This window comes from Streptomyces sp. NBC_01006, assembly GCF_045162725.1.
Lineage (GTDB): Bacteria > Actinomycetota > Actinomycetes > Streptomycetales > Streptomycetaceae > Streptomyces.
In genome coordinates this window covers 6,871,254-6,894,413 of the sequence record NZ_CP108700.1, presented here as the reverse complement: position 1 = coordinate 6,894,413, position 23,160 = coordinate 6,871,254, and the positions used below count along the sequence as shown (strand labels likewise).

Annotated in this window: 23 protein-coding genes; 10 read left to right on the top strand and 13 right to left on the bottom strand. The window is 73.5% G+C overall.

What is annotated here, in order from left to right; all coding sequences use genetic code 11:
* The first annotated feature begins 21 nt into the window (after positions 1–21).
* From OG509_RS31290 to OG509_RS31275, 4 genes are all read left to right on the top strand, one after another.
* Positions 22–2,301: an alpha-N-acetylglucosaminidase gene (locus OG509_RS31290; RefSeq protein ID WP_406185964.1), complete on the top strand. Its 2,280-nt coding sequence runs from the start codon at positions 22–24 to the stop codon at positions 2,299–2,301.
* Positions 2,302–2,529: 228 nt separating this feature from the next.
* On the top strand, positions 2,530–2,841 hold the full coding sequence (locus OG509_RS31285) for a hypothetical protein (protein WP_406185963.1): 312 nt from the start codon (positions 2,530–2,532) through the stop codon (positions 2,839–2,841).
* Positions 2,842–3,018: 177 nt separating this feature from the next.
* Positions 3,019–4,629, top strand: coding sequence for a molybdopterin-dependent oxidoreductase (locus OG509_RS31280; protein WP_406185961.1), 1,611 nt, complete (start codon positions 3,019–3,021; stop codon positions 4,627–4,629).
* A gap of 46 nt (positions 4,630–4,675) precedes the next feature.
* Positions 4,676–5,749 (top strand): alpha/beta hydrolase, encoded by a 1,074-nt coding sequence (locus OG509_RS31275; RefSeq protein WP_406185959.1) that lies wholly within the window; start codon positions 4,676–4,678, stop codon positions 5,747–5,749.
* Positions 5,750–5,753: 4 nt separating this feature from the next.
* Here the strand turns inward: OG509_RS31275 and OG509_RS31270 are convergent, their stop codons facing one another.
* The gene (locus OG509_RS31270; RefSeq protein ID WP_406185958.1) at positions 5,754–7,004 is read right to left on the bottom strand and encodes a cytochrome P450; all 1,251 of its coding nucleotides are present in this window, start codon (positions 7,002–7,004) and stop codon (positions 5,754–5,756) included.
* Positions 7,005–7,119: 115 nt separating this feature from the next.
* A complete protein-coding gene (locus tag OG509_RS31265) occupies positions 7,120–7,899 on the bottom strand; it encodes a hypothetical protein (protein ID WP_406185957.1) in 780 nt (259 codons plus the stop codon).
* A gap of 167 nt (positions 7,900–8,066) precedes the next feature.
* Here OG509_RS31265 and OG509_RS31260 point away from each other — a divergent pair, with 167 nt between their 5' ends.
* Positions 8,067–8,990, top strand: coding sequence for an SDR family oxidoreductase (locus OG509_RS31260; RefSeq protein ID WP_406185956.1), 924 nt, complete (start codon positions 8,067–8,069; stop codon positions 8,988–8,990).
* 33 nt (positions 8,991–9,023) lie between these two features.
* Here OG509_RS31260 and OG509_RS31255 read toward each other — a convergent pair whose 3' ends face one another.
* Positions 9,024–10,046: an enoyl-CoA hydratase/isomerase family protein gene (locus OG509_RS31255; protein WP_406187732.1), complete on the bottom strand. Its 1,023-nt coding sequence runs from the start codon at positions 10,044–10,046 to the stop codon at positions 9,024–9,026.
* 60 nt (positions 10,047–10,106) lie between these two features.
* Here OG509_RS31255 and OG509_RS31250 point away from each other — a divergent pair, with 60 nt between their 5' ends.
* Positions 10,107–10,676 carry a dihydrofolate reductase family protein gene (locus OG509_RS31250; protein ID WP_406185955.1) on the top strand — a complete coding sequence of 190 codons (570 nt, stop codon included), beginning with the start codon at positions 10,107–10,109 and terminating at the stop codon, positions 10,674–10,676.
* Between the two features lie 2 nt (positions 10,677–10,678).
* On the opposite strand, the gene OG509_RS31245 is transcribed toward OG509_RS31250, so the two are convergent.
* Positions 10,679–11,434, bottom strand: coding sequence for an AraC family transcriptional regulator (locus tag OG509_RS31245; RefSeq protein WP_406185953.1), 756 nt, complete (start codon positions 11,432–11,434; stop codon positions 10,679–10,681).
* A 153-nt stretch (positions 11,435–11,587) separates the two neighbouring features.
* Between OG509_RS31245 and OG509_RS31240 the strand changes: the two genes are divergently transcribed.
* Positions 11,588–12,682, top strand: coding sequence for an MFS transporter (locus OG509_RS31240; RefSeq protein WP_406187731.1), 1,095 nt, complete (start codon positions 11,588–11,590; stop codon positions 12,680–12,682).
* 37 nt (positions 12,683–12,719) lie between these two features.
* On the opposite strand, the gene OG509_RS31235 is transcribed toward OG509_RS31240, so the two are convergent.
* Positions 12,720–13,274: a DUF6434 domain-containing protein gene (locus tag OG509_RS31235; RefSeq protein WP_406185952.1), complete on the bottom strand. Its 555-nt coding sequence runs from the start codon at positions 13,272–13,274 to the stop codon at positions 12,720–12,722.
* Between the two features lie 129 nt (positions 13,275–13,403).
* Here OG509_RS31235 and OG509_RS31230 point away from each other — a divergent pair, with 129 nt between their 5' ends.
* From OG509_RS31230 to OG509_RS31220, 3 genes are all read left to right on the top strand, one after another.
* Positions 13,404–14,003, top strand: a complete 600-nt coding sequence (locus tag OG509_RS31230; RefSeq protein ID WP_406185951.1) for a hydrolase — start codon at positions 13,404–13,406, stop codon at positions 14,001–14,003.
* 204 nt (positions 14,004–14,207) lie between these two features.
* Positions 14,208–15,119 carry an SAM-dependent methyltransferase gene (locus OG509_RS31225; RefSeq protein WP_406185950.1) on the top strand — a complete coding sequence of 304 codons (912 nt, stop codon included), beginning with the start codon at positions 14,208–14,210 and terminating at the stop codon, positions 15,117–15,119.
* Positions 15,120–15,122: 3 nt separating this feature from the next.
* A complete protein-coding gene (locus tag OG509_RS31220) occupies positions 15,123–16,241 on the top strand; it encodes a hypothetical protein (protein WP_406185948.1) in 1,119 nt (372 codons plus the stop codon).
* 46 nt (positions 16,242–16,287) lie between these two features.
* Here OG509_RS31220 and OG509_RS31215 read toward each other — a convergent pair whose 3' ends face one another.
* The 8 genes from OG509_RS31215 to OG509_RS31180 all read right to left on the bottom strand — a co-directional run bounded on the left by OG509_RS31215 (position 16,288) and on the right by OG509_RS31180 (position 22,854).
* Positions 16,288–17,676, bottom strand: coding sequence for a cytochrome P450 (locus tag OG509_RS31215; RefSeq protein ID WP_406185946.1), 1,389 nt, complete (start codon positions 17,674–17,676; stop codon positions 16,288–16,290).
* Positions 17,673–18,293: a GTP-binding protein gene (locus OG509_RS31210; RefSeq protein WP_406185944.1), complete on the bottom strand. Its 621-nt coding sequence runs from the start codon at positions 18,291–18,293 to the stop codon at positions 17,673–17,675. Before OG509_RS31210 ends, OG509_RS31215 begins: the two co-directional genes overlap by 4 nt.
* A complete protein-coding gene (locus OG509_RS31205) occupies positions 18,274–18,633 on the bottom strand; it encodes a DUF742 domain-containing protein (protein ID WP_387282336.1) in 360 nt (119 codons plus the stop codon). Before OG509_RS31205 ends, OG509_RS31210 begins: the two co-directional genes overlap by 20 nt.
* Positions 18,630–19,037, bottom strand: a complete 408-nt coding sequence (locus OG509_RS31200) for a roadblock/LC7 domain-containing protein (RefSeq protein WP_366102036.1) — start codon at positions 19,035–19,037, stop codon at positions 18,630–18,632. Before OG509_RS31200 ends, OG509_RS31205 begins: the two co-directional genes overlap by 4 nt.
* Entirely contained in the window at positions 19,034–20,719 is a 1,686-nt protein-coding gene (locus tag OG509_RS31195; RefSeq protein ID WP_406185943.1) for a sensor histidine kinase, read from the bottom strand. Before OG509_RS31195 ends, OG509_RS31200 begins: the two co-directional genes overlap by 4 nt.
* A 329-nt stretch (positions 20,720–21,048) precedes the next feature.
* Entirely contained in the window at positions 21,049–21,972 is a 924-nt protein-coding gene (locus OG509_RS31190; protein ID WP_406185942.1) for a xanthine dehydrogenase family protein molybdopterin-binding subunit, read from the bottom strand.
* Positions 21,973–21,977: 5 nt separating this feature from the next.
* Entirely contained in the window at positions 21,978–22,256 is a 279-nt protein-coding gene (locus OG509_RS31185; protein WP_406185941.1) for an FAD binding domain-containing protein, read from the bottom strand.
* Positions 22,249–22,854 (bottom strand): (2Fe-2S)-binding protein, encoded by a 606-nt coding sequence (locus tag OG509_RS31180; RefSeq protein ID WP_406185940.1) that lies wholly within the window; start codon positions 22,852–22,854, stop codon positions 22,249–22,251. The genes OG509_RS31185 and OG509_RS31180 overlap by 8 nt, the downstream gene beginning before the upstream one ends.
* Positions 22,855–23,160 lie beyond the last annotated feature (306 nt).

Genomic DNA, 23,160 nt, shown 5'->3' with positions numbered 1-23,160 from the left:
CACGGATCGGTGACTCATCGGATGACGAACTCCACTTCCCGGATCCGGCGGCGCGCGCAGCTGCGCCGCCGGGTCGCCCTCGCCACCCTGGTGGCCCTGCTCGGCGCCGGCTCCCCCGCACTGGCCGGCCCGGTCGACGGGGGCCTCGTACGAGGCCGTGCGCCCGCAGCGGTACCCCGCGCCTTCGACGTCGGGCCGGCGCGGGACGCGCTGGAGCGGCTGCTGCCGCGCCACGCCGACCAGTTCACCCTCGTGCCCGACCCGGCAGCCGGGGCCGACCGGTTCACCGTGTCCGGGTCGGCCGGCGCGATCACCGTACGCGGCTCCACCGGGGCCATCCTGCTCACCGGCGTCGGCTGGTACCTCCAGCACGTCGCCGGGGCCGACATCGGCTGGCCCGGCGAGAGCATCGGGATGCTGCCCGCGCGGCTGCCCGCCGTGCCCGCGCCGGTCACCCGCAGTGCGCTCGTCCCGCACCGGTACGCCCTCAACGACACCGACGACGGCTACTCGGGCGCGTACCGCACCTTCGAGCAGCACCAGCGGCAGATCGACCTCCTCGCCCTGCACGGCATCAACGAGGTGTTCGTCCAGGCCGGCGCCGAGTACCCGTACTACCGCGCGCTCCAGGGCTTCGGCTACTCCGCCGCCGAACTGCGCGAGTGGATCCCCGGCCCCGGACACCAGAGCTGGTGGCTGCTGCAGAACCTGAGCGGCTTCGGCGGACCGGTCTCCGAGCGGCTGATGCAGGAGCGAGCCGAGCTCGGCGGGCGGATCGCCGAGCAGCTGCGCGGGCTCGGCATGACCCCGGTGCTGCCCGGCTACTTCGGTACGGTGCCGCCGGGGTTCGCCACCCGCAACGCAGGCGCGAAGACGGTGGCGCAGGGCGACTGGGCGGGCTTCGACCGGCCCGACTGGCTGGACCCGACCTCCCCGGTGTTCGGGAAGCTGGCCGCCGCGTACTACGCGGAGCAGCGCGCCGTGTTCGGGGACAGCGGCATGTACCGGATGAGCCCGCTGCACGAGGGCGGGACGGTGGGCACCGTCGACGTGAAGGCGGCCGCGGGGGCCGTCCAGAAGGCGCTGCACGCCGCGCACCCGGGGGCGATGTGGGCGGTGCTGGGGTGGCAGGACAGTCCGAAGGCGGAGCTGCTCGCCGGGGTGGACACCTCGAAGCTGCTGATCCTGGACGGGCTGTCCGACCGGTACAACCGCCTGGACCGCGAGACGCGCTGGGGCGGGGCCCCGTACGCGATGGGCACGATCTACAACTTCGGCGGGCACACCACGATCGGCGCGAACACCTCCGTGTGGATCGACCGGTTCGGCTCCTGGCGGGCCAAGTCCAACAGCGCCCTGAAGGGCATCGCGTACCTGCCGGAGGCCACCGGCACCAACCCGGCCGCCTTCGACCTGTTCACCGATCTCGCCTGGGAGCCCGGGCCGATCGACCAGCGCAAGTGGTTCGCCGATTTCGCGGGCCGCCGCTACGGGCGGCCCGACAAGGAGGCGGCGGCCGCCTGGGAGGAGCTGCGCACGGGCCCGTACAGCACTTCCTCGGGTCTGTGGTCGGAGTCCCAGGACAGCCTGTTCACCGCCCGGCCGAGCCTGACCGCGGTGGGGGCGGCGTACTGGAGCCCCAAGTCGATGCGCTACCCGGCCGACGGGGTGCGCCGGGCCCTGGACCACTTGCTCAAGGTGGATCCGAAGCTCCGCGGCTCCAGCGCCTACCGCTTCGACCTGGTGGACACCGCCCGGCAGGCCCTCGCCAACCACTCGCGGGTGCTGCTGCCGAAGATCAAGGCGGCGTACGAGGCCAAGGACCTGACCCGGTTCCGCGCACTGACGGCCGAATGGGCGGACGGGGAGCGGCAGTTGGACGCCGTCACCGGCTCCGACCCGAGCTTCCTGCTCGGGGACTGGCTGTCGGCGGCCCGCTCCTGGGGTGCGGACGAGGCCGAGCAGGACCTGTACGAGTACGACGCCCGCTCGATCCTGAGCGTGTGGGGCCGGCGCAGCACCAGCGAGGGCGGTTTCCTGCACGACTACGCGAACCGCGAATGGAGCGGCTTGATCGGGGAGCTGTACGCGCCCCGCTGGGCGACGTACTTCGAGACGCTGGAGGAGTCCCTGGTCCGGCGGGCGGCGCCCCGGGAGATCGACTGGCACGCCTTCGAGGAGGAGTGGGCCCGGCGCACCACGCGGCACCCGAGCGGGGCGGACGGACCGAGCGGGGATCCGTACACCCTGGCGACGGACATCGCGGCGGCACTGAAGTCCTCGGAGGGGCCCGCCCGCTGACCCCCTACACCACCCGGGACGGCGGCGATCGGACGATGCGCCGACCATCACCCGCCCGTGGGAATCCCACTACCCGTGCGAGGGAGAGCCTCTCAGGTGGTTCGACGCTCGCAAGGCGCACTGGGTTGACTGGCTCGGAACGACCACCAGGGGCGGCCGTCGGAACATCCGGCGGCCGCCCCTTCCGACGCCGTCACGCGGCCCGACGCCAGCAGGAGTGCACCGAGCATGTCCCAGACCGGACACGAGCGCCCCGGACAGCCCGGGCAGTCGGCGCAGCACGCACAGCACGCACACCACGCAGAGCTCGAACAGCTCGAACAGCCCACGCTCGACCGGTTACTCCAGCCCGCCGAGCCGGCCCAGGACGTACCGCGCCGCTCCGATCCGCGGGAACTGCTCACCGACGGGGTCGTGGAACTGCGCAAGCGCGGCGAGCTGGCCGCCCGCCGGCCGGGCGCGGGAGCGGAGGACCACCTGGAGACCATGGCCCGGCGGGCCGCGGAGCGGGTCGCCTCCGAGGGCCACCCCCGTGCATGACGGCTCGCCGCGCACCCCCCGCCGGGTGCCGCCGGCACCGACGCCCGTGCACTGACCCGAACGGGCGCGGGCGGACGCGGGTCCGCCCTGGTCGGAGTCACACTGGAAACCGCCGGCTTCCCGGCGGACGGCCTCGCGGACGGTGACTCGAACGGTGACGCGGACGGTGACTTGCTCATGACGACCCGTGTGAAGACGGACCCCGGGCGGCGGCGCCGCCGCGTCCTGGGCGGCGCCGTCTGCGGGCTGGTCGCCGCCTGCGCCGGACTGGCCCTGGCGGAGCTGGCCGCGGCGGCCGTCCGGCCGGAGGCCTCCCCGGTCACCGCGGTCGGCGGAGCCGTGGTCGACCGTACGCCGGTGGGCGTCAAGGAATGGGCGATCCGCGAGTTCGGCACCGCCGACAAACTGCTGCTGGCGCTCGGGATCGTCCTCGTCCTGGGTGCGGTGGCCGCCCTGGCCGGGGTGCTCGCCGTACGGCACCTGCCCGCCGGGATCGCGCTCGCGGGCTGTTTCGGGCTGGTCGGGGCGGTGGCCGCGCTCAGCCGGCCCGAGGCGACCTGGCACGACGCGCTCCCGTCGCTGGTCGGCGGGCTGGGCGCGGCCGGGGTGCTGTACCTGCTGGTCCGCGCGTTGACCACGCCCCGGCCGGTGGGCGCGCCGCCGGGCGGGGCCTGGTCGATGGACCGGCGCGGCTTCGGGCGGCTGGTCGGCGCGGCCCTCGTGGCCTCGGCGGGGATCGGGTACGCGGGGCGGCGGCTCGGCGCGTACGGATCGGCCGGGGCCACGGCCTCGCGGGCGGACCTGGTCCTGCCGCAGCCGGCCGTGCCCGCGCCGCCCGTACCGCCCGGCGCGCAGCTGCCGGTGCCCGGGATCTCCCCCTTCCTGACGCCCAACCGGGATTTCTACCGCGTGGACACCGCGCTGGTCGTCCCCCGGGTGGACGCGGACACCTGGCGGCTGCGCGTCCACGGCGAGGGCGTGTCCACCCCGCTCGAATTCGGGCTGCACGAGCTGCTGGCCCGCCCGCTCGTCGAGCACGACATCACCCTCTGCTGCGTGTCGAACGAGGTCGGGGGCCCGTACGCGGGCAATGCCCGCTGGCTCGGCGTGCGCCTGGCCGACCTGCTGCGCGAGGCGGGGGTCCGGCCGCCCTCGCAGGGCGGGCCGGCGGACCAGCTCGTGGCGCGCTCGGTGGACGGGATGACGATCGGCACGCCCGTCGAGGCGGTGATGGACGGCCGGGAGGCGCTGCTGGCCGTCGGAATGAACGGCGAGCCGCTGCCCTTCGCGCACGGCTTTCCCGTACGGATGGTCGTACCGGGCCTGTACGGGTACGTCTCGGCGTGCAAGTGGCTGACCGAGCTGCGGCTGACGACCTTCGCGGCGTACGACGCGTACTGGGTGCGCCGGTCCTGGGCGCAGCAGGGCCCGGTCAAGACGCAGTCCCGGATCGACACCCCGCGCCCGTCCGCCGGGCCGCAGGAGGGACGGGTGGCGGTGGCGGGGGTGGCGTGGGCGCAGCACCGGGGGATCGCCCGGGTGGAGGTACGGGTGGACGCGGGGCCGTGGCAGGAGGCCCGGCTCGGGGCGGCGGACGGCAATGACACCTGGCGGGAGTGGGTGTGGTTGTGGGAGGCGAGTCCCGGGCAGCACACGCTGGAGGTCCGTGCCACGGACGGTACGGGCGCCGTCCAGACGGGTGAGCGCAGGGGGACCGTCCCCGACGGGGCGACCGGGTGGCACTCGGTGTCGGTGCGTGTCCGGCCGGGACCCGGGAGGAAGGCATGATGCGGACATCCTGGGAAACCGACCCGCACGTCAGGAGCCGGCCCTCGTGGAGCTGACCAGTACGTCGTTCCTCGTCACCCTCATCGCCGTCACCGTGCTCGCGATGCTCGCCGCGCTGCTGCTGTGGAACCGGATCCCCGGGCCGGGGTGGGTGCGCTGGCCCGTGCGGGTGCTGATGATCGCGCTGTGCCAGCTGACGTCCATCGCGGTGATCGCGGCGTGGATCAACGGCAGCTACGGGCTCTACTCCTCGTGGAACGACCTGCTGGGCACGGAGAACGCGCAGAACTCCTCGGCGATGACGGGGCCGCCGCTGGGCCGGGCCAAGTTCACCCAGGGCGGGGACGGTACGCAGAGCACCTATTTCCGCGGCTCGCATTCGAAACTGGCCGGGCAGGTGATCGTGTGGACGCCGCCCGAGTACTGGGCGCCGGGTGCGGAGAAGACCCGGTTCCCGGTGCTGATGCTGCTGCACGGGTATCCGGGCTCGCCGCGGACCTGGATCGACCTGGGCGGCATGCCGGAGACGCTGGACCAGCTGGTCCGGCTGGGCGCGGCGCTCCCGTTCATCGTGGTGATCCCGGACGTCTACCCGGGCGGGGTGAACACCGACTGCAGCAACACGCCGACGCGGAAGGTGGCCAGCTGGCTCGCGGAGGACGTGACGGACCTGGTCGCGAAGAACTTCCGTACGCTGCGCGAGCCGAAGGGCTGGGGGCTGATGGGGGTCTCGACGGGGGCGTTCTGCGCGGTCAAACTGCCGTTGCAGTACCCGAGGGTGTTCCGGGCGGGGGCGGCCCTGGACCCGGATCCACTGGGCGGGGATCCGGGGGTCCTGGCCGATCCGGTGCTGCGCGAGCGCAACAGCCCGCTGTGGCTGGTCCGGCAGGCCAAGCGGGCCGACGTCGGGCTGTTCCTGGCCACCTCCGCGCAGGACAAGGACAGCCCGCCGGCGCAGCTGGAGGCCTTCAGCCGGGCCGCGGCGGGCAGCGGGGTCCGGGTGAAGACCCTGGTCCGCCCGTCCGGCGGCCACAACTTCCAGACCTGGACGGCGATGTACGCGGACGCGCTGGGCTGGCTGAGCACGGAGCTCTCGCCGCCCGGCGACGGCCGCGGCTGATGGTCTACGCCAGCCGGACGGGGAGGGATTCGACGCTGTTGCCGATGAAGCTGTGCAGGTACGGGAGTTCGGGCTCGGGGACGGCGAGGTCGAGATCGGGGAAGCGGGTGAAGAGCCGCTCCAGGGCGATGGTGGCCTCCAGGCGGGCGAGCGGGGCGCCCACGCAGTAGTGCGCGCCGTGCCCGAACGAGAGGTGGCGGGCGGCGCCGCGGCGGGTGAGGTCGAAGCGGTCGGCGTCCGGGCCGTGGAAGGCCTCGTCGCGACCGGCCGAGGTGTAGGCGGCGAGGACCGGGGTGCCCTGCGGGATCACGGTCCCGTCGACGGTGAGGTCACGGGCGGCGTAGCGGAACGGGAACCAGCTGACCGGTGCGTCCCAGCGCAGGGTCTCGTCCACCACGTCGGACCAGGTGGCCTTGGACTCCTGGACCAGGGCGAGCTGGTCGCGGTGGGTGCACAGGGCGCGGACGGCGTTGCCGATCAGGTTGAGGGTGGTCTCGTGTCCCGCGACCAGCATCAGGCGCATGGTGCCGATGAGTTCGGCCTCGCTGAGCCGGTCGCCGTCGTCCTCGCGGGCGGCGATCAGCGCGCTGGTCAGGTCCTCGCCGGGGGTTTCCCGGCGGGCGCCGGCGATCGTGCCCATCAGCTCGACGAGCTCCCGTACGGCGGCCATCACCTCGGCGGGGGTGGTGTCGGTGGCGATGATCACCGTGTGGGACAGGTGGTGCAGCCGGTCCCGGTGCTCGGGATCCACGCCGAGCAGCTCGCAGATGACGCTCATCGGCAGCGGAAGCGCGAAGCGGGAGCGCAGGTCCACGACCCCGTCGGGGGCTTCGGCGGCCGCCTCGGCGAGGTCGTCGAGCAGTCCGGTGGTCAGCTCCTCGATGCGCGGCCGCAGCCGCTCCACCTGGCGGGCGGTGAAGGCGTTGCCGACCAGGGAGCGCAGCCTGCGGTGGTCGGCGCCGTCGGCGGTGTGCATGCCCTGGGCGTTGGCGAACACCCGCAGCGGCCAGTCGGGCGGGATGGTGCCGTCGTGCAGGGCGGGGAAGTGCCGGGCGTCCTTGGCCGCGTCGGGATGGGCGAGGAACTCCTTCAGCGCCTCGTGTCCGAGGACGACGGCTCCGGGCACCCCGCCGGGCAGGACGACGTCCGCCACGGCGCCCTGGGCGCGCAGCCGGGCGTTGAGGGCGTGCGGGCAGCCGCCGGCGGGGTCGATGGCGTACGCGGGCGCGGGTGCGGGTGCGCTGTCGGGTGACAAGCCGGGTCTCCTGACCGTCTGGGCGAGTGGACGAATCTCGGGCAACAGTGCGGCCTGGAGGCCGGGTTGGACAAGTCCGTTCCACGGGCGCTCGGGCGGCGGGTGCCGGGAGGGGTCAGCGGGCCAGGTGCAGCCGGGTGTGGAAGTACCCCGCCGACTCCTTGCCGGCCGGATCCTCGCCGAGCGCGGTGACGGCGGCCACCGCCCGCTGCTGCTCGGCGGGGTCGGTGAAGCGCCGCTGCGGCTGGGTGGCGGTGGACCTCTCGACGGTGAGTCCGTACGACTCCAGGCAGTGGGAGATCGGCCGGTAGTCGTGGGTGCGCAGGACGTAGGCGGCCACCGGCACGGGGCGGCCGGCGGCGGTGAGCAGGCGGGCGAAGGTGCGTCCGGTGAGGAAGCTCGTGCCGCCGGTGATGGTGATCAGGCCGGTGCCGGCGGCGGAGCGCCGCAGCCGCTCCCCCGGCTCTTCGGCCTCCAGGTCCACGCAGTGGCCCTCGTCGAGCAGTCCGACGGCCACCGCGTACTCCAGGGCGGGGCCCGACACGTCGATGCCGACGGCCCGCACGGCGTCGGGTCGGCGCCGGGCGGCATAGAACTCGCGGTCCCGGTCGGCGAGTTCGGAGGTGGCCAGCTCGACCGCCTTCGGCGAGGTGTAGCGCGCGTACAGCTCGTCGAGGGTGACGTCGTGGTTGAGGAGCGCGGTGTTGATCCCGTACGAGCAGCACAGGTCGAGCACCGTCCGCCGCGCCGGGGCGAGTTGGCCGGCCAGGGCGCGGAACACCGGCTGGGCGTGGCCCGGGGTCTGGTAGGCGTACGGGCCCAGTCGGCCGAAGTATCCCCGCGGGTCGGGCAGTCCGTAGATCTCGTCGAAGCTCGTCATGCCGGCAGTGGTCATCGGGCGTACGCCTCCGAGGGTCACGGGCGGTTCTCGGGCGGATCTCGGGACCAGTCGTACCCATTCGTGCGCCGGCCTCGTAAGGGCGCCGATCCGGCCACCGGCGCGGGCCGTCCGCGCGCCCGTGCCGGCGTGCCCGGCGGGAGGTCGCGGCGTAGGGTCGGGGCATGGCGGAAGAGCGGCGGCCCCTCGAAGGCAAGGTCGCCCTGGTGGCCGGGGCGACGCGGGGCGCGGGCCGGGGCACCGCGGTCGAGCTCGGCGCGCAGGGCGCGACGGTGTACGTGACGGGCCGCAGTACGCGCGGCAGCCGTTCGGAGTACGACCGGCCGGAGACCGTCGAGGAGACGGCGGAGCTGGTCACGGCGGCGGGCGGGCAGGGCATCGCGGTGGTCGCGGACCACCTCGTGCCGGCGCAGGTGGAGGCGCTGGTCGGGCGGATCGGCGCCGAGCAGGGGCGCCTGGACGTGCTGGTGAACGACATCTGGGGCGGCGAGCGGCTGTTCGAGTGGGACAGCACGGTGTGGGAGCACGACCTGGACAACGGGCTGCGCATCCTGCGGCTCGCGGTGGACACCCATGCCATCACGAGCCATTTCGCCCTGCCGCTGCTGCTGCGCGAGCCGGGCGGGCTGGTGGTGGAGATGACGGACGGCACGGCCGAGTACAACGCGGCCAACTACCGCGTCTCGTTCTTCTACGACCTCGCCAAGTCGGCGGTCCTGCGGATGGCGTTCGCGCTCGGGCACGAGCTGGGGCCGCGCGGGGCGACGGCAGTGGCGCTGACGCCGGGCTGGCTGCGCTCGGAGATGATGCTCGACAACTTCGGGGTGACCGAGGCGAACTGGCGAGAGGCGCTGGAGCAGATGCCGCACTTCGCCATCTCCGAGACCCCCTCGTACGTCGGGCGGGGCGTCGCCGCGCTCGCCGCGGACCCGGAGGTGGCGCGCTGGAACGGGCAGTCGCTCTCCAGCGCGCAGCTGGCCCGCGCGTACGGGTTCACGGACCTCGACGGCAGCCGGCCGGACGCCTGGCGGTACCTGGTCGAGGTCCAGGACCCGGGCCTCCCGGCCGACGTGACCGGCTACCGCTGACCGGGCCGGCCGCCCCCTGCTCTCTGACGGCCCTCAGGGCAGCCGGAGTTCGCGGGCCTCCCCGAGCGGGGCGAAGAACCGCTCCACGTCCGCGCCGGTGACCTCGGCCAGCGCGGGCGGGGACCAACGGGGGTTGCGGTCCTTGTCGACGACCTGCGCCCGTATGCCCTCCACCAGGTCGGGCGCGCGCAGGGCGTGGCAGGAGACGCGGAACTCCTGCTCCAGCACCCGCTCCAGGGAGCCGAGCCGCCGGGCCCGGCGGAGAGCGGTCAGGGTGACCTTGAGCGAGGTCGGGGACTTGGCCAGGATCGTCTCGGCGGCCTCCTTGGCGGCCGGATCCCCCTCGGCCAGCAGCCGCTCGACGATCTCCTCGACGGTTTCGGCGGCGTAGCAGCGGTCGATCCAGGCGCGCCACCCGGCCAGTTCGCCCGGCGCGGTCCGCTGCGCGAAGCGCGCTGAAACCTCGCGCGCCGGTGCCTCGGCGAGCGCGGCGGTCAGCTCCGGCAGCCGGGCGGCGGGTACGAAGTGGTCGGCGAGCCCGCACAGCAGCGCGTCGGCCGCGCCCACGGCCGTCCCGGTCAGGGCCAGGTGGGTGCCGAGCTCCCCCGGGGCGCGGGCCAGGAGGTGGGTACCGCCCACGTCGGGGACGAAGCCGATGCCGGTCTCGGGCATGGCGACGCGGGAGCGTTCGGTGACGACGCGCACGCTGCCGTGGGCGGAGACGCCGACGCCGCCGCCCATGACGATGCCGTCCATGAGGGCCACGTAGGGCTTCGGGTAGCGGGCGATCCGCGCGTTCAGCCGGTACTCGTCGCGCCAGAAGCCCTCGGAGGCGTCGCCGCCGGCCTTCGCGTCGTCGTGGATGGCCCGGATGTCCCCGCCGGCGCACAGCCCGCGCTCGCCGGCGCCGCGGATGAGGACCTGGACGACGGCAGGGTCCCGCTCCCAGGCGGTCAGCGCCTCGGCGATCCGCAACACCATGGGGTGGGTGAGGGCATTGAGGGCCCTGGGGCGGTTGAGGGTGATCACCCCGGTGTGGCCCTCCGTGGTGAACAGGGCCGTGTCGTCTGCGCCGTCTTCGGTCTTCACACCGGCCAGTATGTAGCGTGCATCGGCATGCGGAAGATCATCCTGATGATGCAGGTGTCCCTGGACGGCTGCTTCGAGGGCCCGGACGGGGACATCTCCTGGCACCGGGTCGACGAGGAACTGCACCAGTACATGAACGACGAGATCCGCCCGCTGGGCGGATTCCTGTCCGGCCGGGTCACGCACGAGCTGATGGCCGCGTACTGGCCGACCGCCGATGCCGACCCGGCCGCCTCCGCCCCGGAGGCCGAGTTCGCCGGCATCTGGCGGGACATGCCGAAGTACGTGTACTCGCGCACGCTGCCGGACGCCGACCTCGGCTGGAACTCCACCCTCGTGCGGGACGTCGTACCGGCGGAGGTCGCCGCGCTCAAGGCCGCCCCGGGAGGCGACCTGGTCGTGGGCGGGGCCGATCTCGCTGCCGCCTTCCTGCGCCACGATCTGGTGGACGCGTACCGGATCTTCGTGCACCCGGTGCGCATCGGCCGCGGCAGAGCGCTGTTCCCGCCCGCCGACGGCGGGCTGGTGCCGCTGCGGCTGGAGGGCACCCACACCTTCGGCAACGGCGTCGTCCAGCTCCGGTACGGGCGCCCGTAGGTTCAGGGAAGCCGGCCGGGGTGGGTCCCGGGGGTGTGGCCGAAGGCGCGGCGGAAGACGTCGATGAAGGCGCTCGCGGAGGACCAGCCGCAGCGGTGCGCGACGGCGGTGACCGGGGTGCCGACGGCCAGCAGCCGCAGCGCTTGGTGCAGGCGCAGCTGGGTGCGCCACTGCGGGAAGGTCATGCCGAGTTCGGAGCGGAAGAGGCGGCTCAGGGTCCGCTCGCCCGCCCCGGCGCCGGCGGCCGCGCCCAGCGCCGCCAGCCCGCGGGAGTCCGCCGGATCGGCGTGCAGCAGGGCGCACACGGCCGCCAGTCGGGGGTCGGCGGGCGCGGGCAGGTGCAGGGGCTGCAGGGGCGCGGCGCGCAGCTGGTCGAGCAGGACTCCGAGCATCCGGCTCCGCTCGGGGCCGTCGTCCTCGGGGGCCCGCGTATAGGCCAGGATCAGCTCCCGCAGCAGCGGTCCCACGGCGATCACGGCGGGGGTGTCCAGGGACAGCGGGTTGAGGCGGGTCGGCAGGCCGACGGAGTGCAGGTCGCTGCGCCCGTACGCGCGGTGCTCGTGCACCGTCCCGGCCGGGATCCACAGGGCTCGGGTGGTGGGGGCCACCCAGGTGCCGGCGTCGGTGGTGATGGACAGCACTCCGGAACCGGCGTAGGCGATCTGGTGGTCGTCGTGCCGGTGCGGGTCGATCCCGACGTGTGTGTCGAGCGCGCGGATGCTCGTCGCGGCCCGGGGGGTGTGGCGGATTTTCTGCATCACCCGGCAATTTATCGGAAGCGGGCCGCCCGCGGCACCGGCGATCGTCGAACGGTGAACTCATCGAAGACCGCTTCCGAGCCGCCCGCCGCAACGGGGACGCGTCCCGTAAGGCGCCGCCGCACGGCCGCCTACGCGGCCGGCCATTCCTGCGTGGACGTCTACCAGGGCGCCGTCGCCGCGCTCGTCCCCTTCCTGGTCTCCGAGCGCGCCTACGGCTACGCCGCCGCCTCCGGGATCGTGCTGGCCGCCTCCCTGCTGTCCTCCGTGGTCCAGCCGCTGTTCGGGGCGCTGGCCGACCGCCGGGCGATGCCGTGGCTGATCCCGCTGAGCACGGCCGCCGCCGGGCTGGGCATCGCCCTCGTCGGCGCGGACGCCGGATATCCGGCCACCGTCGCCGCCGTGGCCCTGTCCGGGCTGGGTGTGGCCGCCTACCACCCGGCGGCCGCGCGGCTGGTCCGCACCGGCGCGGGCGGCCCCGGGCACACGGCGATGAGCTGGTTCGCGCTCGGCGGCAACATCGGCTTCGCGTGCGCACCGCTGCTCGTCGCCCTGGCCCTGTCGGTGCCCGGACCGGCGGGCTGGTGGCTGCTGACCCTCCCGGCCGCGCTGGGCGTCGTACTGAACCTCCCCCGGCCGGCGCGGGACGGGGCGGGTGGACCGGCGGCGGCTCCGTCCGCCGGGACGCCCGGGCCCGAGGACCGGCGGGCGTTCCTGCGGCTCTCCCTCGTGGTGGTCGTCCGGTCCGTCGCGTTCATCGGACTGAGCACGTTCATCGCCCTGTACGTGCGCGAGCGCGGCGGCGGTGTGACCGCCGGGACGGTGGCCCTGTTCGCCCTGTTCGCGGGCAGCGCGGGCGGCACCCTGCTGGGCGGCCGGCTGGCCGCCCGCTGGGGCCGGACCACCACCGTCAGCCGGGCGTACGCGGCGGCCGCTCCCGCCGTCGCGGGCGTGCTGTGGCTGCCCCTCCCCCTGGTGTACGTCTGCGCGGCGCTGGCGGCCGCCGCGCTGTACGTGCCGTTCTCGCTCCAGGTCACGCTGGGCCAGGACTACCTGCCGACCCGCATGGGGACGGCCGGCGGGGTCACCCTCGGCCTGACGGTCAGCGTCGGCGGGCTGGCCAGCCCCGTCATCGGCGCCCTCGCGGACGCCACCTCCGTACGGACGGCCCTGCTCCCCCTCGCCGCCCTCCCCCTGCTGGCCTGGACCCTGGCCCGGCGCCTGCCGGAGCCCGCACCGGGCGCGTGAGCCGACGCGGCCGGGCGTCCGGGCGGCCTGGCGGCGGTCAGTCCTTCGGGAGGGCCCTGTGCGCCCGCCAGGCGGCCAGGGCCTGCTGCCGGGTGCCCTCGGGGTGACGCTCGTGCCAGTCGCGCAGGAACCGGTTGAACTCGAACTGGGCGGCGACCTCCTGGGGTTCTGCCGCCCGGGCGCGGGTGGCGTGCCAGTGGGCGACGGCCTCGGCGAGGGTGTGTCCCGCCCGCCCGGCCACGTACTCCCGCATGAAGGCGTCGAAGTGGAAGCCCGGCCCGATCTCGCCGACGAAGAAAGCCCTGAGGACCTGACTGCACCGCTGGCCCTCCGGGATCACGGTGTCGCCGTCGACGGGGGCCGCGAGCCGGCGCCCGCCCCGGCGCGGGGCGCGGACCGGCTCCGGCGGCCGGATCCCGTCGAGTGCGGCGGCCAGCCGGGCCGTGAGCGCCACCTTGCCGCCACTGGCAGGAAGGCCCATCTTCCGGGCGAGTTGCGACAGTTCGGCCAGTGTCCAGTACCAGCGCAGCAATTCCGCCCCGGTCAGTGCCGGAGTCGGGGCGGGCCGAGTTTCCTCGATATTCGCACTCATGTTCCTATTCTAAGAGGCGGTCCATCACGTGGCCGCCACGCTGTTCGGCGCGGACCGGAACACCGACGGCGCGCGGTCCGGGTTTCATGGGCGGGAGAGTGAATCCCGCAACGACCGCAGGGAGCCCGGATGACCGCCGCAGCCGACCGCACCGACCACTCGCCCCTGGCCCTCGACGAGGGCACCGCCCTGGTCCTGATCGACCTCCAGCAGGGCATCCTGGCCCTGCCGACCACCCGGCCCGCCGCCGAGGTCCTCGCGAACGGCATCCTGCTCGCCGAGGCGTTCCGCGCCCACAGGCTGCCCGTGGTGCTGGTCAGGGTCGCCTGGTCGCCCGACGGCGGCGACCTGCCCACCGCCGACGTGGACCGCCCGGGCCCGGCCACCGCCCCGCCCGCCGCGTTCTCGCAGATCCCGGCCGCCCTCGCCGCCCTCGGCGACGTCGTGGTGACCAAGCGCCACTGGGGCGCCTTCACCGGGACCGAGCTCGACCTCCAGCTGCGCCGCCGCGGCATCCACCGGATCGTCCTGGCCGGAATCTCCACCAGCGTCGGCGTCGAGTCCACCGCCCGCACGGCTTGGGAGCACAGCTACGCGCTGGTCTTCGCCGAGGACGCCACCGCCGACACCGACTCCGCGTCCCACGCCCACTCGTTCGGCAAGATCTTCCCGCGCATCGGCAGGGTCAGCACGACCGCCGAGATCGTCGCCGCCCTCGACGCCGCCTGACCCGCATTCCGCCTGACGCTGCGGCATGTATTCCGCTTAACCGGGCGGCCGACACCTGACGTGACATCAAATGGCCGGAATTGTTGCCGTTTCAGCTGTGGTTATGCTCATCACCCGAGTGACTGATGACTTTTATCGATCACTTACGGGCAGAGTGGGGCGGCCGATAAAACACCCCCACGCGACCGCAGGACCGGAGAATCGATGGACAGGAACCTTGTCATCCAGACCCCCGCTGGTGGCCAGGAGTTCGACGAGAGCCAAGTGCCGCTCTATTACAGCCGCAAGACCGCGGACATCCTCCACAAGTACGGACCGGGACCCAGGGTCCACTTCCACATGGGCCTCTTCGGCCCGGGCGCGACGCCGAACACCACCGTCTCCCAGCGCGTGCTCAAGCGCCGCATCGTGGAGTCCCAGGAAGCCATCGTCGAGCACGCGGCCCGCAGTTGGGGCGCGTACGCCACCCCGCCCGGCAGCGTCCTCGACATCGGCTGCGGTGTCGGCGGCGGGTCGCTCTACTGGGCCCAGGAGCACGGTGCGACGGTCACCGGGCTCACCGTCGCGGCCGATCACATACCCGTGATCCAGGACTTCGCCCGTCAGGCCGGAGTCGGCGACCGCGTCACCCCCCTCCTGGCCGACGTGCACGCCTTCACGGCCGACCGGAAGTACGACGCCGCCTACGCCAACGAGAGTTCCGGCTACATGGACCGCGAGCGGCTCTTCCAGGTCGTGGCCAAGTCCCTGAAGCCGGGCGGCTGGTTCGGTATCCAGGAGCACTTCATCTGCCGGCCCGAGTGGACCGAGTTCATCGACGGCTACTACAAGACCCGCCTGGGCACCCTCACCGAGTACCTCACCGCCGCCGAGGCGGCCGGCTTCGAGCTGGAGCAGGACGAGGACGTCACCGACCGGGTCGCCGAGTTCTGGGTGCAGTCCATGGCCTGGAACACCGCCGAGCTGGACTGCGTCGAGAGCTCCGGCGCCCGGTCCGCCTGGTCGCGCGAACGGCTCCAGGAGTCCACCATCACGCACGGGAAGCTGTTCCGCATCTGGCGCGACCACGCCCTGGAGACACGGCTGCTGATGTTCCGTCTGGGCGGGGGCAGCTGACCGATGCCCCCCGCCTACGGCGACAACACCCGCCCCTCCCGCATCGGCTGGCCGCTGCCGCCCTTCTACTGGCCGTTCGAGAGGGATCTGATCCACCCCAAGGCGGCCGAGCTCGAAGAGCGGTCCGTCGCCTGGATCGACTCCTTCGGCCTCTACCCCGACGCCACCGAGCGCGCCTGGGGACTGGCCACGCGCAGCGCCGACATGGTCAGCCGGATCGTCCCCTACGGCGATGTGGAGCCCATGCTGCTCTTCTCCCAGTGGTGTTACTGGGCCTTCGCCGCCGACGACTGGCAGGACTCCGGCACCGGACCCGCGCGCACGGCGGCCGTCGCCGACCACGGAGCGCGGATGATCCGCACCCTGGAGGTGCCCGGCTCCGGCCTGCTGCCGCCCGGACCGTACACGGCCGCGCTGGACGACCTGGTGGCGCGCACCCGGGAGATGCTCACCCCCGAGCAGCTCCACCGCCTCACCGAGGGCCTGCGGGACTGGATCTTCGGCGCAGCCGCGCGGACGGCGACGGAGGAGCAGGGCATCATGCCCGGCCTCAACGACTTCGCTTCGACCCGCATCTCGGTCGGCGCGACCCGGTTCCTGCTCACCTGGTGCGATGTGGCGAACGGGATCCACGTACCGGGCGAGGTCCTGTACTCCGCGCCCGTCCAGGCACTGACGGACGCCGCCGGGTTCATCGTCGCCTGCGACAACGACGTGTTCTCGTACAACAAGGACGACCACCAGGAGCCGCTGGAGCAGAATCTGCTCAACGTACTGGCCCGGGAGCACGGCTGTACGCCCGCCGAGGCGCTGCCCGCCGTGTACGCGCTGCGGGACCGGTCGGTGACGCTGTTCCGCCGGCTGCGCGAGCAGCTGGCGCGGGGCGCCGACGAGCAGCTCGCGCGCCACCTCGTCTCGGTGGAGCACTGGGTCTCGGGGGACACCGCGTACCACAACGGGGCGCTGCGCTACGCCAGTCCGCGCAACCGCAACGCGCTTCCCGTCGAGGGGGCTTCGTTCGACATCACCTGGAGTGATGCCCCCAGCGACCCGAGCATCGAGCCGCTGCCGATCCCGGCACTCGCCTGGTGGTGGCAGCAGCTCGACGACTCCTCGCGCTGAGGGCGGCGGCGCCGGGCTCCGCCGGGCGCCGCCGAGTTCGCCGCGGTCAGCGGCGGCCGCGCAGGCGGGCCCACCAGGAGCCCCGGCCCGCCGGCCGCTCCCCGGCGACGGGGGCGGCTTGCGGGGCCGTACGGGGCGGCTGTGCGGCCGACCGGGCGGCGCCTGGCACCGGCGTGGAGCCGGTGACGGTGCTGCCGCGCGGGGAGAACCGTACGGGGAGGGCCACCAGGTGACGGGACATCAGCGAGGAGTTCCACTGGAGCTGGTCCTCGGCGACGGCCAGCTCCAGGTCGGGCAGCCGGGTCAGCAGGGTGTCGATGCCGGTGTCCGCGATGGCCCGGCCGATGTCCGCTCCGGGGCACTCGTGCGGGCCGCTGCTGAAGGCCAGGTGCGAGCGGTTGCCGTGGACGGGCAGGGTCGCGTCGGGCCGGATCTCGGGGTCGAGGTTCGCGGCCCCCAGCCCGAGCAGCAGCATGTCCCCGGCCTTGATCGGCGTTCCGGCCAGCTCCGTGTCGCCGGTGGCCCAGCGCCCGAGGACCGTCATGAGCGGGGGCTCGTCCCACAGGACCTGCTCCAGCGCGTCCGGCAGCGTCATGTGCCCGCCGGAGAGGTTCGCGCGGAAGCGTCGGTCCGTGAGGACCATGCGCACGGTGTTCGCGATCAGGTTGGCGGTCGTCTCGAACGCGGCGATCAGCACCAGCCGCAGGTGCTCCACGATCTCCTCGTCGCCGAGCGCGGTGTGGTGCTCCAGCAGCCAGGTGGTGAAGTCCCGGCCGGGCAGCTCCCGTTTGGCCGCGACCAGGTCCCGCAGGGTGACCACGACGTACTCGTTGCTGGCGAGGGCCGTCTCGGTGCCCCGGATCATGTCGCGGGCGGCCTCGACGAGGCGCGGTCCGTAGGACTCCGGCGCTCCGACGAGCTGGGTCATCACCAGCATCGGCAGCGGCTCGGCGAAGTCCGCGACCAGGTCGGCCCTCCCGGACTGGGCGAAGGCGTCGATCAGCTGGTCGGCGAAGCGCTTCACGTACCGGCGCACACCGCGGCGGTCGAAGCGTTCCAGCGACTCGGTGATCGCCCCGCGCAGCCGCTCGTGCTCGACGCCGTCGACGAAGTGGCACACGGGCTGCCAGGCGGTCATCGGGGTCAGCGGGTGGTCCAGGGGGACGTTGCCCTCCTGCTGGTCCCGCCAGTGGCGCGGGTCACGGGTGAACCGGGACGGGGTGCGCGCCACGTCCAGGTTCTCCCGGTGGCCCAGTACCAGCCAGGCCGGGAGGTCGCCGTGGACGAGTACGGGGGCCACCGCGCCGTGCTCGGCGCGCAGCTTCTCGTACAGGCCCATGGGGTCGGCCTCGGCCTCGGCGCCGTAGAGCCGGTGGGCGGGGCAGCCGGGGGGCGGGGCGGCCGGACCCGGCTGGTGGGTGGGGGTGGTGCTCACGATGCCTCCGGGGTCGCGGCGAGGGAGTGCAGGTAGCGCATCAGCGTCATCAGGACGTCGCGGCTGGAGTCGCGCCGGCGGGCATCACAGAAGACGAGCGGTACCGACGCGGGCAGGTCGAGGGCGGTGCGCAGCTCCTCCAGGGGGTGCTCGGGCGCGTCGGGGAAGGAGTTGACGGCGACCACGAACGGCACCCCGCGCTCCTCCAGCCGGCCGATCACGTCGAAGCTGACCTCCAGCCTGCGGGTGTCGACCAGGACCACCGCGCCGAGCGCGCCCTCGAACAGGCCGCGCCACAGGAACCAGAAGCGCTCCTGGCCGGGGGTGCCGAACAGGTACAGCACCAGCTCCTCGTTGATGCTGATGCGGCCGAAGTCCATGGCCACGGTGGTGGAGGTCTTGCGCTCCACCCCCGCCGTGTCGTCGACGCCGACCCCTGCCTGGGTCATCGTCTCCTCGGTGGTGAGCGGCCGGATCTCGCTGACCGAGCCGACCAGGGTCGTCTTGCCGACCCCGAAGCCGCCGACGATCACCACCTTGACTGCGGCGGCGGCCGTGGCCGGCAGCGCGTCCTCGCGCCGGGGCACGGTGGCCCGGTCAGAGCTTTCGAAGTCCATCGATGACTGCCTCAATCAGTGCCAGGTCCGGGAGTTTGGCGGGGGCGACGGGTGGGCGGGAGAGCACGAGGTTGGCGGCGAGCAGGTCACCGAGGAGTACGGTGACCACGCTCACCGGCAGGCCGAGATACGCGGAGATCTCGGCCAGCGAGAGCGGCGACTGGCACAGCCGCATGATCGCCGCGTGCTCCGGCTGCATCCCGGGCCTGGGCCCCGACTTGGCGATGATCAGCGTGACGAGGTCGAGGTGGCCTGGGTCTAAATCGCCGCTCCGGCCGCCGGTGATCACGTACAGCCGCTCGGGAGTGCCGTCCTCCCAGTCCCCGCCCGGGTTGCTCACGCCGGCTGCCCGTCGCGGCGCGGCGGGCTGCTCAGGTGTTCTCCGATCCGGGCGACGAGGTCGCGCATCCGCTGGCCCATCAGACCGGCGTCGACGCCTTCGTCGGCCAGTACCGCGAGGAAGGCGCCGGCCCCGGCCGCCATGAGGTAGAAGAAGCCGCCGTCCATCTCGATGACGACGAGCCTCATCCGCCCTCTGCTGCCCGGGAGTTCGGTGGCGACGGCGCCGGCGAGGCTCTGCAGGCCGGCGCAGGCGGCGGCGAGCCGGTCCGCGGTGTCGGTCTCCGCCCCGTACTGCGCCATGCGCAGGCCGTCCGCGGACAGGACGATGACGTGGCGGGTCTGCGGGACGCCCTCGGCCAGGTCCTTGAGCATCCAGTCCATATTGGTCTGCTGCTGGCTCATGGCTGTTCCCCCTTGCTCGCCGAGGCCGGCGAGGCATCCGTGTTCTGGCTTGCTGCGCCGCTCCGGGTCGCGGCGGTCTGGCTGTCCCCCGACAGGCCGCCCTGGAAGGCGGCCAGCCACATCCCGGGCTGCACCTCGGGCTGCGGCTCCGGCGCGCGTCCGGATCCGTACGCGTAGTCGGTCTCCTGCGCGTACCCGTGCCCGGCACGGTCGGCGGCCGCCTCGGCCGCCGCCACGATCCGGTCTCCGGTGCCCGTGCCGGCGCCGCCCGCGGCCGCGGGCGCCTCGGGTGCCACGGCGCGGGTCTTGCGGCGGCGCTGCGGCAGGCCGCCCGGGGTCCGCTCGGTCACGGCGGGTACCTCGTCGGGTGCGGCCGGCGTCCGGGGGCCGGTGACCGGGCGCGGCGGCTCCGGCCGTACGTCCTGGGCCCCGTACGCGGCGGTGGTCCCGGGCCCGGCGTTGGTCGCGCCGGCGGCGGGCGGCAGGGCGGCACGGGGGCCCGAGGCGGTGCCGATGCCGTGGGCGACGCCGGTCGCGGCGGCGGCCGTGGTGATGAGCGACTGCGGGATGATCAGTACGGCGCGTACGCCGCCGTACGCCGACGCGCGCAGCGAGACCTGGAAGTCGTACGCCTGCGCGAGCCGGCCGACCACGGCGAGGCCCAGGCGCGGGGTCTCACCGAGGTCGGTGAGGTCGATGCCCTGCTGGGCCTGGCGGAGCATGCGCTCGGCCCGCTTGCGGGCCTCCTCGCTCATGCTCACGCCGCCGTCCTCGATCTCGACGGCGATGCCCGAGTTCACGTCGACGGCGGTCAGGTGGACCCTGGTCTGCGGCGGGGAGTAGCGGGTCGCGTTGTCCAGCAGCTCGGCGAGCGCGTGGATGAGCGGTTCGACGGCGGGGCCGACGACGGCGACCTGCGAGACGGAGTGCAGTTCCACGCGCTGGTAGTCGATGATCCGCGACATGGCGCCGCGCAGCACGCTGTACAGCGGGACGGCCTTGCTCCACTGGCGGCCGGGCCGGGCCCCGCCGAGCACGGCGATGGAGTCGGCGAGGCGGCCGATGAGCGCCGTGCCGTGGTCGAGCCGCAGCAGGTCACCGAAGACCTTGGGGCTGCGGCCGTGCCGGTCCTCCATCTCCCGCAGTTCCTGGGCCTGTTGGTGCACGATGGCCTGAACGCGGCGGGCGATGTTGACGAAGGCGCGCTGCGCGGAGTCGCGCAGGTCCTCCTCGGCGACGACGGCGTCGAGCACCGAGCGCAGCACGGCCTGGTGCGCCGCCCTGAACTCCTGCGTCAGGCCGGGCCCGTGGGTGTCGAGCTCCTCCAGGGAGGCGAGCACCTCCTCGGGGAACTCGCCCTTGCGCAGCCGTTCCACGACATCGGGCAGCAGCTCCTGCGCGAGTCGTACGGTCTCGGCCTGCTGCCGGTGCAGGGCCGCCTCCTGCGCGGCGACCGTCGCCCGCAGCGAGGCGACCGCCTTGCCGCGCCGGACGGCCTCACCGCAGGAGAGCGCGACGGCCACGAAGGCGACGGCTCCCACCCAGGCGACGGGGGTGCGGGCAGGTGCGGACACCTGCACCACGGCGAACGCCGCGACGGCGGCGGTCAGCAGGGCGGGCAGCGCCCAAACGACGGGTGAGGTGGGCCCTGGACTTCCGGGCGACGATCCCACGCGAACCATCAGAACCCTCAAACGATCGAAAGCGAATGATCATATGACAACGGCCCGGAATCTTAGCGTCTATGTGCAGGGCCCTTGACAGCAGGTCATGATCCGGACGGAGCTGGGAGGTTGACGCTTCGAAATATGGCTGAAACCCGCAGGTGCATCACTTCGGCCGCACCCACCCCGAGCCCCGCGCCACCACAGCCCGAACCCGCCTCAGCACCCCACCCGCCTCCGTGAGCCGGAGCCGACAGAACGGCCGGATCCCGCCCCGGTCGGAGCTCATGGCCGGAGCTACCTGCGGTAGCCTCTCGTCCTCGTCCCCCGGGGGCGCCCGGGGCCGCTCAGAGCAGCGCCTCAAGCCTGATGGGCAGGTCCGTCAACCGTTTGCCGGAGGCGTTGAACACCGCGTTCCCGATGGCGGCCGGGACTCCCACGATGGTGATCTCCCCCACCCCCTTGACCCCGATGGGATCCGCCAGGGGGTCCTCGGTGTCGATGAACGCGGCGTCCAGTTCGGGAACGTCGGCGTTGACCGGGACCAGGTAGTCGGCCAGGCTCGCGTTGACGATCCGGCCGTCACGATGGTCCGTGACCGTGCCCTCCAGCAAGGCCATCCCGATCCCGCCCACCATGCCTCCGACGGCCTGGCTGTGGGCCAGTTCGGGGCTGATCACGCGGCCCACGTCGTACGCCGCGAACATCCGGCGGATCCGGACGAGCCCGAGGAGCGGATCGACCGACACCTCGGCGAAGACGGCGCCGTAGCCGTAACTGGAGATCCTCTCGTCGGCGTCGCCGGGCCCCCAGGTGGCGGTGGCCTCCAGGCCGGGCAGGCCGGCGCGGCGCAGGATCTCGCGATAGCTGTCGGCGGCGCTGCTCTTCCCGGAGCCGAGCCGGCCGTCACGGACCACCACCTCGGCGGGATCGGCCCGGTACAGGGGCGAGGCGGGGTCGGCCACTGCCATGCCGATGAACTTGTTCCGCAGGGCGGTGCACGAGGTGTGGGCCGCGGACCCCACGCTCGCCATGGTGGTGGCGCCGGCGTGCGGCGGAGCGAGGGGGTACGCCGAGTCCCCCAGCCGGAAGGTGACCTGCCGCGCGGGCAGGCCGAGCGCGTCCGCGGCGACCTGCATGACGGAGGTCGTCGTGCCCGGTCCCATGTCGCTGGTCGCCGTCGCCACCGTGGCCGTCCCGTCCGCGTCGACCCGGGCGCGCGAGCCGACCTGGCGGCGGTTGTCGTGATACGAGGCGGTGGCCACGCCCATGCCGATCAACAGGGGTACTGGGACCGTACGCCCGGGTGCGCGGCGAGTTCAGCCATCCGGACCAGGGCGCCCACCCGTAGGCCTTCGGAGGACACGGCGATGCCCCGGTACGGGAGAGCGTTGATGTCGACCACGCGGGTCGGGCGTTCGACGGTCTCGCGCATCAGGTCGACCAGTGTGGTGCCGCCCGCGATGTAGCGGCCGCCTTCGGCCCCGGCGGCCAGCGCGGCGCTCTCGGTCGCCGGCTTGCTGAAGGCGAAGGGGTACACGCCGGATTCACGCACCCTTCGCCGTCTGCTCGATCGCCGTGACGATGTTCGTGTAGGCGCCGCAGCGGCAGAGGTTGCCGCTCATCCACTCGCGGATCTCCTCCCGGGAGCGGGTGTGCCCTTCCTCGATGCAGGCCACCCCCGAGACGATCTGGCCCGGCGTGCAGTACCCGCACTGCAGCCCGTCGTGGTCGATGAACGCCTGCTGGAGGGGGTGCAGTCGGCCGCCGCGCGCGAGTCCCTCGATCGTGGTGACCCGCGCGCCGTCGTGCATGACGGCGAACGCGAGGCAGGAGTTCACCCGGCGATCGTCCACCAGGACCGTGCACGCCCCGCAGGCCCCCTGGTCGCAGCCCTTCTTCGTGCCGGGCAGCCCCAGGTGCTCCCGCAGCAGGTCGAGGAGCGACGTCCTGTTGTCCACCACCGCGGACCGCCGCTTCCCGTTCACGGTCAGCCCGACCGTCGACGTCGTCCCGGCGCCCGCCGGGGCCAGTCCCTGGGCATCGCCGGACGCACACGCGGAAACCGGCACGGGCAGCGCCACGGCCGCCGTCGACATCACCAGGAAACGCCGCCGGCCCACGGCGGACGCGCCGCCGAACCCACCTGGCATGACCCCCGCCTTTCGGTGACCGGGACCTCAGGGTCCGCGCCGCCGACCGCGCGCCTCAAGCAGAGCACGGGGGACGCACTCGACCACCGCGTGAACACACAGAGAGATGAAACCGCCACTCACTGCAGCAGCGGAGACCGGGGCGCCCAGCCGGACGATCACCCCGGGGGACGCGTCGACGTTCGCAATGCCCTGCACACACGGAGATCCTGACGATCCGTTCGCCGAACCCGGCTTCTGCCGATTCTGCCGACCCGACGGCCGACCGCCCGGGCCGGACCGGGTTCCGGACGCACGAAAGGCCGT

Bases quoted from the DNA above. Each gene is read 5' to 3' on its own strand.
- OG509_RS31265 (WP_406185957.1), bottom strand. From the start codon at position 7,899: ATGACCACTGCCGGCATGACGAGCTTCGACGAGATCTACGGACTGCCC.
- OG509_RS31290 (WP_406185964.1), top strand. From the start codon at position 22: ATGACGAACTCCACTTCCCGGATCCGGCGGCGCGCGCAGCTGCGCCGC.
- OG509_RS31245 (WP_406185953.1), bottom strand. From the start codon at position 11,434: ATGCAGAAAATCCGCCACACCCCCCGGGCCGCGACGAGCATCCGCGCG.
- OG509_RS31230 (WP_406185951.1), top strand. From the start codon at position 13,404: ATGACCGCCGCAGCCGACCGCACCGACCACTCGCCCCTGGCCCTCGAC.
- OG509_RS31235 (WP_406185952.1), bottom strand. From the start codon at position 13,274: ATGAGTGCGAATATCGAGGAAACTCGGCCCGCCCCGACTCCGGCACTG.
- OG509_RS31180 (WP_406185940.1), bottom strand. From the start codon at position 22,854: ATGCCAGGTGGGTTCGGCGGCGCGTCCGCCGTGGGCCGGCGGCGTTTC.
- OG509_RS31285 (WP_406185963.1), top strand. From the start codon at position 2,530: ATGTCCCAGACCGGACACGAGCGCCCCGGACAGCCCGGGCAGTCGGCG.
- OG509_RS31190 (WP_406185942.1), bottom strand. From the start codon at position 21,972: ATGGGCGTGGCCACCGCCTCGTATCACGACAACCGCCGCCAGGTCGGC.
- OG509_RS31220 (WP_406185948.1), top strand. From the start codon at position 15,123: ATGCCCCCCGCCTACGGCGACAACACCCGCCCCTCCCGCATCGGCTGG.
- OG509_RS31260 (WP_406185956.1), top strand. From the start codon at position 8,067: ATGGCGGAAGAGCGGCGGCCCCTCGAAGGCAAGGTCGCCCTGGTGGCC.
- OG509_RS31280 (WP_406185961.1), top strand. From the start codon at position 3,019: ATGACGACCCGTGTGAAGACGGACCCCGGGCGGCGGCGCCGCCGCGTC.
- OG509_RS31210 (WP_406185944.1), bottom strand. From the start codon at position 18,293: ATGGACTTCGAAAGCTCTGACCGGGCCACCGTGCCCCGGCGCGAGGAC.
- OG509_RS31225 (WP_406185950.1), top strand. From the start codon at position 14,208: ATGGACAGGAACCTTGTCATCCAGACCCCCGCTGGTGGCCAGGAGTTC.
- OG509_RS31195 (WP_406185943.1), bottom strand. From the start codon at position 20,719: ATGGTTCGCGTGGGATCGTCGCCCGGAAGTCCAGGGCCCACCTCACCC.
- OG509_RS31200 (WP_366102036.1), bottom strand. From the start codon at position 19,037: ATGAGCCAGCAGCAGACCAATATGGACTGGATGCTCAAGGACCTGGCC.
- OG509_RS31250 (WP_406185955.1), top strand. From the start codon at position 10,107: ATGCGGAAGATCATCCTGATGATGCAGGTGTCCCTGGACGGCTGCTTC.